General features: G+C 63.9%; 12 protein-coding genes. 7 read left to right on the top strand and 5 right to left on the bottom strand.

What is annotated here, in order from left to right:
• Positions 1–32 precede the first annotated feature (32 nt).
• On the bottom strand, positions 33–1,265 hold the full coding sequence (locus XH80_RS36635) for a lytic murein transglycosylase (protein WP_271602823.1): 1,233 nt from the start codon (positions 1,263–1,265) through the stop codon (positions 33–35).
• Positions 1,266–1,403: 138 nt separating this feature from the next.
• Between XH80_RS36635 and XH80_RS36630 the strand changes: the two genes are divergently transcribed.
• Complete coding sequence (locus tag XH80_RS36630) at positions 1,404–1,655, top strand: hypothetical protein (protein ID WP_271602822.1); 252 nt, start codon at positions 1,404–1,406, stop codon at positions 1,653–1,655.
• Positions 1,656–1,740: 85 nt separating this feature from the next.
• On the top strand, positions 1,741–1,917 hold the full coding sequence (locus XH80_RS36625; RefSeq protein WP_271602821.1) for a hypothetical protein: 177 nt from the start codon (positions 1,741–1,743) through the stop codon (positions 1,915–1,917).
• Between the two features lie 6 nt (positions 1,918–1,923).
• Here the strand turns inward: XH80_RS36625 and XH80_RS36620 are convergent, their stop codons facing one another.
• Positions 1,924–2,445, bottom strand: coding sequence for a MarR family winged helix-turn-helix transcriptional regulator (locus XH80_RS36620; protein ID WP_442869198.1), 522 nt, complete (start codon positions 2,443–2,445; stop codon positions 1,924–1,926).
• A gap of 57 nt (positions 2,446–2,502) precedes the next feature.
• Here XH80_RS36620 and XH80_RS36615 point away from each other — a divergent pair, with 57 nt between their 5' ends.
• Both XH80_RS36615 and XH80_RS36610 read left to right on the top strand, forming a co-directional pair.
• Positions 2,503–2,982, top strand: coding sequence for a carboxymuconolactone decarboxylase family protein (locus XH80_RS36615; protein ID WP_271602820.1), 480 nt, complete (start codon positions 2,503–2,505; stop codon positions 2,980–2,982).
• Positions 2,983–3,002: 20 nt separating this feature from the next.
• Positions 3,003–3,500: a cupin domain-containing protein gene (locus tag XH80_RS36610; RefSeq protein ID WP_271602819.1), complete on the top strand. Its 498-nt coding sequence runs from the start codon at positions 3,003–3,005 to the stop codon at positions 3,498–3,500.
• A 51-nt stretch (positions 3,501–3,551) separates the two neighbouring features.
• Here XH80_RS36610 and XH80_RS36605 read toward each other — a convergent pair whose 3' ends face one another.
• From XH80_RS36605 to efp, 3 genes are all read right to left on the bottom strand, one after another.
• Entirely contained in the window at positions 3,552–4,460 is a 909-nt protein-coding gene (locus XH80_RS36605) for an amino acid ABC transporter substrate-binding protein (protein ID WP_271602818.1), read from the bottom strand.
• A gap of 154 nt (positions 4,461–4,614) precedes the next feature.
• The gene (locus tag XH80_RS36600) at positions 4,615–6,237 is read right to left on the bottom strand and encodes a M23 family peptidase (RefSeq protein ID WP_271602817.1); all 1,623 of its coding nucleotides are present in this window, start codon (positions 6,235–6,237) and stop codon (positions 4,615–4,617) included.
• A gap of 36 nt (positions 6,238–6,273) precedes the next feature.
• Positions 6,274–6,840, bottom strand: coding sequence for an elongation factor P (efp, locus tag XH80_RS36595; RefSeq protein WP_057754657.1), 567 nt, complete (start codon positions 6,838–6,840; stop codon positions 6,274–6,276).
• A gap of 162 nt (positions 6,841–7,002) precedes the next feature.
• On the opposite strand from efp, the gene epmA reads away from it, so the two are divergent.
• The 3 genes from epmA to XH80_RS36580 are packed head-to-tail and all read left to right on the top strand — an operon-like array spanning position 7,003 to position 9,443.
• A complete protein-coding gene (gene epmA, locus XH80_RS36590; protein ID WP_271602816.1) occupies positions 7,003–8,055 on the top strand; it encodes an EF-P lysine aminoacylase EpmA in 1,053 nt (350 codons plus the stop codon).
• Positions 8,052–9,146, top strand: a complete 1,095-nt coding sequence (locus XH80_RS36585; protein ID WP_271602815.1) for a lysine-2,3-aminomutase-like protein — start codon at positions 8,052–8,054, stop codon at positions 9,144–9,146. The genes epmA and XH80_RS36585 overlap by 4 nt, the downstream gene beginning before the upstream one ends.
• A 42-nt stretch (positions 9,147–9,188) precedes the next feature.
• The gene (locus XH80_RS36580; RefSeq protein WP_057754665.1) at positions 9,189–9,443 is read left to right on the top strand and encodes a hypothetical protein; all 255 of its coding nucleotides are present in this window, start codon (positions 9,189–9,191) and stop codon (positions 9,441–9,443) included.
• The last annotated feature ends 20 nt before the right edge of the window (positions 9,444–9,463 follow it).

Here is a 9,463-nt window from a genome sequence, read left to right as displayed (position 1 = left end):
TCGCGCTTCGCGCGCCCCGGAATGACGTGCCACTACGATCCCTGCCGCAGCTTCGCCAGCACCTTCAGCCCCCCGTAGCCGTCGGCGGGCGTGATCCCCGCGCGCAGCTGGAAATCCTTGATCGCCTTCATCGTGTCGTTGCCGACGCGACCATCGGTGCCGCCGGTGTCGAAACCGGCCTTGGTCAGCCGCGTCTGCATCTCCTGCACCTCGGCAAGCGTCAGCACGCGCTCGGAGCCGGGGAAGGGCTGGATGAAGGGTGGCGCGCCGAGGCAGCGGTCGCCGAGATGGCAGATCGCGAGCGCATAGTTCATCGAGGGATTGTAGCTCTTCACCGCATAGAAGTTCGGTCCCAGCAGGAAGGTCGGGCCGCCCGCGACCGGCGTCCACATTTGCGCGGTTGCATTTGGCTGCGGGAACGGCTGGCCATCGGCGCGGGTGACGCCGGCCGCCTGCCACGCCGCATAGGTGCGGCTGCCGCTCATCTCGCCCGACGCGCGCACCTCATAACCCCAATGCTCGCCACGGCGCCATTTGCCGCGATTGACGAGATATTTTGCCGTCGATCCCAGCGCGTCGTCGGGCTCGCCGAACGGCGAGACCTTGCCGTCGCCGTCATAGTCGATGCCGACATTGAGCCAGACCTCCGGCATCCATTGCGAATTTCCCATCGCGCCGGCCCAGGAGCCGCGCATCTCTTCGGGCGTGCTCCAGCCCTTGTCGACGATGCGCAGCGCATTGATGAGCTCGGCCTCCCAATAGGCCTTGCGCCGCGGCTCATTCCAGGCAAGCGCAGCAAGCGAGGGAAACACCGGCGTCATGTGGTTCTGCTGCACCAGCGGATCGCCGTAAGCGGACTCGACGCCCCACAGCGCCAACAGCGTGCCGCGCTCAACGCCGAAATCACGTTCGATGCGCGCGAACAGCGCCTCGTTGTTCTTCAGCGCGATCTTGCCGTTGATGATGCGCCAGTCGGAGACGCGGCGGTTGATATATTGCCAGACCTGCTCGTGAAACTCCGGCTGGTTGCGCATTTGCCTGAACACGCTCATGTCGGGTTCGATCCGCGCCATCGCGCGTTGCCACGTCGCGGCCGAGATGCCTTTTGCCATGGCGCGCGCACGAAAGCCTTCGCGCCATTCGTCAAAGCCGGGAGGCGATGCGAGGACACGCGTCGGAGCTGCGAATAGCGCGGTTGCGCCAAGCGTGGATTGGAGCAGGGCGCGCCTGGTGATGCGATTGGCGGAGGAATCAGCTTGTTTCATGGCGTCATTCTAGCGGGAAACATGGCTGCTGTGAGCCGGTTCCTGGAACGCGCGGAACCGGCCGTTCCTCCGGAACAAAGGGTCGCGCTCTTGCATTCCTTTCGAAGATGGTTGGTTCATCGGAATATTCGAGGTCGAATGCAGATACGCGCGCATGCGGAGAGCCATGTCGTCGAGCTCGACGACGGATCGTGCTGGCGGATTTTCCCTGGCGATCTCGCGACAACGCTGAGCTGGAAACCTGAAACGGATTTGCGCCTGGAGCAGAGCGGCGACCGGGTGAGTTCGCATGTGCTGATCAATGGCACGGACCAAAGCCGCGTCCGCGTGATCGCCGCAGGCGAAGACTGGCCGGACGGTGAGGTCAAAAAAGAGTTGAAGGGCGGATAGGCCGCGCCTGCGCCGCGCTGGATATCCCCATTTTTAAGCGTGTCGATTTACGCTCGGTTCGCTTCTGTCTGCGCATGATGCGTCCATGCGCGAACTGTTCGACATCATCCATGCCAATCCCTGGCCGTTTGGCGCCGGGCTGTTGGTCGTGGTCCTGATGATCATCGCCGAGAATTTTGGCCGCGGCATCCAAGGGGACGGCGCCGCGGGCGGTGATTTCGGCGGTTTCGATGGTGGCGGGGACGGAGGACGCTGTGACTAGCCTCGCCTAGTCCTCCTGCAGCTCCGTCGCGACATTGGCGAGCCAGCGGCGAACGCTTGCCTCCGCCTTGGCATCGAGGCTACCGGCCAGACGCTTCTCCAACCCGATCACGCGCTCTCTGCAAGCCTTCAGGAGTGTCGATCCGCGCGGTGTCAGCGTCCATTGCTGGATACGGCCATGGACGGGATGCGGCGTCATCACAATCGCGCCGTCGCGCTCGAGGTTTCGGATGATCACGCCGACGGTCTGCGGCGTCAGGAAGGTGAGGCGGGCGACGTCGGCGCCTGACAGGCCCGGATAGGCATTCAGCATGGTCAGTACGGCGAATTGCGGCGAGGTCACGCCGAGATCGGCCAGTGTCCGTTCCATCTTCAGCCGGACGGCAGCGTGGGCCTGGCGTAGCAGGTAGCCAAGATAGCCCTGCTCGCCGCGCTTGCCCTCGCCGGGCGCGGGAACACGCACCGCGACCTCCTCGCCGGATGCCCTCCGCTCCGGTTTCGATTTCGTGATGCTGGCCAGCTTGCGCATAATATACGAGCTCTTATAAGATATAAGTAGTCTTACAATATCACGAGGCGAACCGCAATGTCACACGCGCGCAGCGAATACGAGGATTTCAAGCGGGTCGCGCCCGATGCGTATGATCTGGTGCTGGCACTCGGTCAGGTCGCGGCGAAGGCCGGGCTCGACAAGCAACTGCTCGAGCTGGTCAAGTTACGTGCCTCGCAAATCAATGGTTGCGCTTTTTGTGTGCAGCATCATGTTCTTCTCTCGGAGCGGCTCGGGATACCTGCGGACAAGCTCCACCTGGTCGCCGTCTGGCGCGAGGCACCGATCTATTCCGCGCGCGAGCGTGCCGCGCTGGCTTGGGCCGAGGCTCTGACCCTGCTGCCCGATCGGTTCGGCGACGAGGTCTACGACGAGGTGCAGCGCGAATTCTCCGAGACCGAACTGATGTACCTGACGTCGGCCATTGCCTCGATCAATGTCTGGAACCGTTTTGGCGCGGCCTTTCGCTGGACGCCGCCGAAGCGGCAGGTCGCGGCCAATGCCGCAGCATCCTGAGTCAAGCGAGGGAAATGACCATGACGGCTTTGAGTTTGGCGGCCGCGCCACGTCAATCGCGATCGATGGTTTTGGCCATCGTCGGCGGGCTTGCTTGTGCATTCGCGATTGGCAAGGCGCTGCCGGTGACGATGGATACGGTCTCAGGCGCGCTTTCGCCGCTCTGTGCGACCGCTGCAGAAAGCTCGCCGCTCGACAAGGTCGAGCCGATCGGCTCCTACGCGCTGCCCAATGTGCCGGGCAAACGCGTCACTATCGTGCGCGTGTTCTACGGTCCCGGCGGGTTTTCGCGGCCGCACCGGCATGCGGGTTCAGTGACCGCTTACATCACCAAGGGCGAGATCCGCTCCCGGCTCGGTGGCGGTCCGGTCGAGACGTTCGGCGTCGGGCAGTCCTTCTTCGAGCCGCCGGGCGCGACGCATCTGGTCTCCGCAAATGCCAGCATCACGGAGCCTGCCGAACTGATCGCCGTGTTCGTGGCGGATGAGGGCGCCGAACTGACGACGTATCTGGACTGACCGCCATAGTCCGGATGTCGTTACGCGCCATCCGGGCCGCGTAAATTATCCTCAGCCTCCGTAAGACGCGGGATCCGGATTGTCGGACGGATTTTCGAACGACTTCTTCAGCGAAGCCGGCATCGGGACGTGGAAGTTCAGGCCGCGCGGCGGCACGGGCTCCATGAACCATCTGTTGTAGATCTTTTCGATTTCTGGGCTCTTGTAGAGGTTTGCGGTCGCCCGATCGACCACCGTCTTGAACGGCACGTCATCCTTGCGCAGCATGATGCCATACGGCTCCGGATCGGAGAACGCGCCGTTGCTGATGGCGTAGAGCGACGGGTCTTTCGAAGAGGCGATCATGGTCGCAAGCTGGATATCGTCCATGACGAAAGCCGCGGCGCGGTCGGTCTCGACCATCAGGAACGCCTCGGGGACATCCTTGGCGCTCATGACGGTGATGCCGAGCGAGCGGGCCAGGTTGGCCTTGGTGAGCTGGTTGATGTTGGTCGTGCCGGCGACCGAGACGACGGCCTTGCCCTTGAGATCGTCGACCTGATCGAGCTTCAGCGCCTTCTTGGACACGAAGCGGCTTGCCGTGAGGAAATGCGTGTTGGTGAACCATACCTGCTTCTGGCGGTCGGCGTTGTTGGTCGTCGAGCCGCATTCGAGATCGACCGTGCCGTTCGCCATCAGCGGGATGCGAGTGGATGACGTGACGATGCTCTCGTTGACCTCGAGCTTGTCCAGCCTGAGCTCGGTCTTGATCTCGTCGACGATCTTCATGCAGATGTCGACGGCGTAGCCGACGATCTTCTGCTTGTCGTCGATGTAGCTGAAGGGCACGGCGCTGTCGCGTATCCCGAGCGTGATCGCGCCGGTGTCCTTGATCTTCTTCAGCGTGCCGGTCAGTTCCTGCGCGTGTATCGGCGCAGCGAGAGCAGTGGCCAGAATAGCCACCGTGGTGAGATAACGCATGTGCTTCCCCTCGTCCTGTTTGTCCGGGAGGGAGCAAAGCAATTCTGGGGCCAGTGGAAGGTCTGGCGGTGCGGGGCGGGTCCGAAATCCGATCCGGCCGCCCGGGGCGCTGGCATTGACGGGTCATCGAAGCGCGGCGGCGGGTGCCGGCCGTTCAGTTCTCTTCGCTGCTCGATCCCTCGCGCAGGTCGGGCTTGACGACGTCCTCGGGCAGCGCGTGCGCGACCGGTTGCGGGGTGCCGGCGATCTCCGTGCCGATCTCGCGCCCGCGGGCGCGGATCAGGCGCTCATAAGCCGAGACCAGCGTAACGTAGGGGCTGACCCAGATCCAGCCGTCACGAGTGAACACCTGCACGTCGAAATGCAGGTGCATTGACGTGCCTGCGGGATGATCGAGATAGTTCGAGATCACGCCGATCTTCTCGCCCTCGGCGACGATGCGGCCGTTGATCACCCCGTCGGCGTTCAACGCCTGCGGATTCATGTGCATGTAGCGAAAGCGGATGTGCTCGGTGCGGCTGTTGACTTCAAGCGTCGCAGCCTGATCCTTGGAGGTCCGGATCACCATGGCGTCGCGCACGGCAACGACGCCGCGTTGCTTGGGATCGCAGGGCTCGCGGGCATCGCCGGGCGAGGGGCAGTCGGCGGCGCGGATGTCCTCGCCCTGGTGACCGAAGCCGCCGCCGCATTGCCAGACCTCGAAGCTGCGGGACTCGCAGAAATTGTCACGCCAGGGATAGGCGGTCGGGCGGTCATCCTTGTTGCGCTTGGCGTAGGATTGCGAATGCACGAAGGCCGGCGCCTTCTCGAGCGGGAAGCGGATCTGCGCATAGGCCATCACATCAGGGTGGCCCCCCTGTTTGCGATAGCCGGTGTTCGGGATGATGTCGCCGCTGGGCCGGTAGCCGAAATCCGCCGAGCGCGCGGCGGGGCGATCGATCACGTAGGAGGCAACGTCCATCAGCGGCCGCATGCGCTGGCCGCCTGTGACGTGGAGCGCCTTCAGGAAGCGCTCGGCGACCGGATAGGCCTCCTTGCACGCCAGCCGCCGCGGTTTTGCGACGCTGTCGAGGCACTGAATGGACACCACATAGGCCACACCAAACCGCGTGAAGGCGTAGCGCACATAGCCCTCGCGGATGAACTTCCGCAGATCCGGATAGATGGATGCCAGCGGTTTGACCGGCTCGCCCTTGCCGCCGGCGGGATCGGCGATGTCGTAGACGAGGGCAGATCCCGTGATTTGAATCTCGACCGGCTTTGCGAACACGCGGGCCGGCATGCCGTCGCCGGCACCGGGCTCGAGTGAAAACGTTGCGCTGTAACCGGCAGGGCCGGCGTCGAACATGTCGACGGGATTGAAATCGGCCTGATAGCGCGAAAGCACTGATGTGGCCGGGGCACCGTTGCGTTGCGCCTCGAGATAGGCGGCAGCATCGAACGGCAGCAGCACGGGAACCGAGCTGCGGGCGATGCCGGTATAGAATTGCGAGGAGATCGCATTGAGCTGCACCAGCGCCGGCATCCCCCGCGGATCAAAACGCGGCACCGACCGACGCGGCACGAAGATGAAATCGCCCGCGATCTGCGGGCGGCTGTTGATCTCGGTGCGGAGTTGGTCCAGCGCTGCGCGCCAATCGACGCGCAGGGCTGTGAGGGACGGGCTCCGGATCTCGTCCGCAGCGACCGGCGTGGCGGTGAGGAGTGCGAGCGACGCCAGAAACAGCGAGACGAAGCGGAAACTCTTCCCAACCACTGTCTCGCCCCCCGGCGGCACTTGCCCTGATCCCCGATCCCTTGGCCAGCCCCTGGCTTAGTCCTTGGCGCGCTCGGAGTAGGAGCCGTCTTCGGTCATCACCACGATGCGGGTGCCGACCGTGATGTGCGGCGGTACGGTGGTGCGGACGCCGTTGGACAGCACCGCCGGCTTGTACGACGAGGAGGCGGTCTGGCCTTTGGTCACGGGCTCCGTGTCCACCACCTCCAGCGTCACGCGCTGCGGCAGCGCGATCGACACCGGGTTGGTGTCGTGCATGGACAGCTTGACGGTCATATCTGGCTGGAGATAGGCGGCGGCATCGCCGACGACGTCCTTGGAAACCTGGACCTGATCGAAGGTCTCGGGGTTCATGAAGTGGAAGCCGTCGCCATCTTCATACAGGAAGGTGTAGTTGCGCTCTTCGATCGTCGCCTTTTCGACCTGATCGGTGGTCTTGTAGCGCTCGGAGATCTTTACCCCGTCCGAGATTCGGCGCATTTCGATCTGGCTGACCGGCGTGCCCTTGCCGGGATGGATGTTCTCGGCGCTCACGACGACATAGAGCTTGCCGTCTTGCTCGATCACGTTGCCCTTGCGAATAGAACTGGCGATGACTCTCAAAGCTGTATTTCCTGCTTGCTTGGCCCGGCTCAGGCCAGGACGTGGTCAAATCGATGGGGGACTTGGGGCCTCAAATCAGACCTCGGCGCCCGTTTCGGGCCGCAACATACTGATTTTGCCGTTGGATGCCAGCACTTTGCTGGTCCAGGGGACGTTCGGTTGATGGCTGGGGACAAGCCGATATCGCCGTTCTGGACCCCCTCGCGGCACCTCGACCGGCGGCCGTTCCTCCAGGCCAGGGCGGCCGTTACCGGGTCTGTCAGGGGCTTTTTCGCCGAGCAGGGCTTTGTCGAGGTGGAAACCTCGGTTCTCCAGGTCTCCCCGGGCAATGAGACCCATCTGCACGCCCCCCGGACCGAGATCATCCGCGCCGACGGCAGCCGAGCCAGCCGATACTTGCGGACTTCGCCCGAATTCGCCTGCAAGAAGCTGCTGGCCGCCGGCGAGCAACGGATTTTCGAGTTCGCCCGGGTATTCCGGGACCGCGAGCGCGGCGACCTGCATCTGCCCGAATTCACCATGCTGGAATGGTACCGGGCGGGGGCGCCCTATGATGCTATCATGGCGGACACGGTGGTCGTGATCGCCAGTGCGGCCCAGGCGACCGGAATCGGGACCTTCGCCTTCCGGGGCCACACCTCCGACCCATTCGCCGAGCCGGAGCTGTTGACAGTTGCCGGCGCGTTCGAGCGCTTCGCTGGAATCGACCTGCTATCGACAATCTCGGGTAACAGCGGTAACCGGTCCGCGCTCGCTCAAGCGGCCGACGGCAAGGTCCGGGTCGCCGAGGACGACACCTGGTCGGACATCTTCAGCAAGGTCCTGGTTGAACATGTCGAGCCGCATCTGGGGCGGGGGCGTTTGACCATTCTGTTCGAATACCCGTCTCCAGAGGCGGCGCTGGCGCGGGTGAAGACGGACGACTCACGGGTCGCAGAACGGTTCGAGGTCTATGCCTGCGGCGTCGAGCTCGCCAACGGCTTTGGCGAATTGACCGACGCCGAGGAGCAGCGCAAGCGCTTCACGGAGTCGATGGCAGAGAAGCAGCGTCGCTACGGCGAGGCCTATCCGCTGGACGAGGACTTTTTGGCCGCCGTCGCCCAAATGCCTGAGGCGAGCGGCGTCGCGCTCGGCTTCGACCGGCTGGTGATGCTGGCGAGCGGCGCAACACGGATTGATCAGGTGGTATGGACACCACCTGCGGATGAGAGATGACCAAGACCAATCTTGCAAAGACATTGCGCGAGCCGGCCGAACTCGTGGCTGCGGGCCTCGCGCCTGTCACGGCGCTGCCCGCGCTGGAGCGCGTGGCCGCGCGTTATGCAGTTGCGATCACGCCGGCGCTGGTCGATCTGATCGACCCCGCCGATCCCGATGATCCGATCGCGCGCCAGTTCGTTCCGGCCGCTGCGGAGCTCCAGATGCAGCCGGGCGAGAATGCCGATCCGATCGGCGACCACCCGCATTCGCCCGTATCGGGCATCGTGCACCGTTATCCCGATCGCGTGCTGTTCAAGCTCGTCCATGTCTGCGCGGTCTACTGCCGCTTCTGCTTCCGCCGCGAGATGGTCGGTCCCGGCAAGGAGAACGCGCTCTCGGACAGCGCCTATCGCGCGGCGATCGACTACATCCGTACGCATAGCGAGATCTGGGAGGTGATCCTGACCGGCGGCGACCCCCTGATGCTGTCGCCGCGTCGCATGAGCGAGATCATGGCTGATCTTGCTGCAATCGATCACGTCAAGATCATCCGTCTTCACACCCGCGTGCCCGTGGCCGACCCTGCGCGTATCAGCGAGGACATGGTCGCAGCACTCAAGGTCGAGGGCGCGACCACCTGGGTCGCGCTGCATGCCAACCATGCACGCGAGCTGACGGATACGGCCCGCGCCGCCTGCGCGCGCCTGGTCGATGCCGGGATTCCCGTGGTGAGCCAGTCCGTGCTTTTGCGCGGCGTCAATGACAACGTCGCCGCTTTGTCGGATTTGATGCGGGCCTTCGTCGAATGCCGGATCAAGCCCTACTATCTGCATCACGGCGATCTCGCGCCGGGCACGGCGCATCTTCGGACAACGCTGGCGCAAGGGCAGGACTTGATGCGGCAGCTGCGCGGACGGGTGTCAGGACTGTGTCAGCCCGAATACGTGATCGACATTCCCGGCGGCGTCGGCAAATCACCGATCGGGCCGAATTATGTGTTGGCGGCACAAAATACCGCAGTCGATGCTGGTGATGCGATGACGGAAACGCGCTATCGTATCGTCGACTATTGCGGCGATGTTCATCTCTATCCACCCGAAACGTGAGCGGGTCAGGGGGACGGCGGTTTGAGGAATGGAGGTACGGATATGAAGAAGATCATGGTGGCGGCATCGCTCGTGGTCTTGCTTGGCGGAGCGGCGATTGCCCAACCCGCCGCCAAGGGATCGACGTCAGGTGGCGCAAGCTCGGGATCGGTGCCGCAGGCGCCCGTCGGCCATCGACAGCCCCGTGCCGGCGACGTTCCGAACGAAAAGAATATCAGCAGCGATCCCAACGATCCCCTGAGCAAGGAAAACCTGGCGCTCGACAAGAAGATCAAGAGCATCTGCCGCGGCTGCTAGCAACAAGAGCGGGCAGGGCG

It is taken from the genome of Bradyrhizobium sp. CCBAU 45384 (assembly GCF_028128665.1).
GTDB classification, from domain to species: Bacteria; Pseudomonadota; Alphaproteobacteria; order Rhizobiales; family Xanthobacteraceae; genus Bradyrhizobium; species Bradyrhizobium manausense.
This window is presented reverse-complemented; position numbering and strand designations above follow the sequence as displayed.